General features: G+C 78.4%; 1 pseudogene. It reads right to left on the reverse strand.

The window, feature by feature from the left end:
* Positions 1–514, reverse strand: a pseudogene (locus DQW85_RS44690) (hypothetical protein); the annotation flags it as partial.

Genomic DNA, 514 nt, shown 5'->3' on the forward strand with positions numbered 1-514 from the left:
GCCGCCGTTCGCCACCACCATCGCGCCGGTCGCCGCGAGCACGCACACGCCCGCGATGGCCACCGGCGCGAGCCCGCGCGGGCGGCGCCGGCGCCTGGCCACCATGACAGGGAAGCCGGCGCGGTCGAAGCTGTCGCACCGGGCCATGATCAGGCCGCGGGTGTCGCCCAGCGCGGGGCTCAGGCACGTGTCGATCACCCGCCGGCGCAGCGAGATCGGCGGGTACGCCACCTGGACCATGCCGAGCAGCCGGCCCGCCGCCACCTGCCGCCGCCGCCCCTCCGTGCACACCTCGCACCCGCTGATGTGCCCGGACAGGCGTCGCCGCAGCAGCGACGTGAGCGGCCCCTCCCACGAGTCGAGCATCGCCGACAGGTCCGGGCAGTGCGCGCGCCCCACCCGCGCCAGGACGACGGCCGCGGCTGCGTTCTCCAGGTGGTCACGGGCCCTGCCGAGGCGGGTGGCCGCCTGGCGCGAGGTCAGGCCCAGCGCCGCGCCCGCCTCGGCCGGGGCC

This window comes from Nonomuraea lactucae (assembly GCF_003313395.1).
Classification (GTDB): Bacteria; Actinomycetota; Actinomycetes; order Streptosporangiales; family Streptosporangiaceae; genus Nonomuraea; species Nonomuraea lactucae.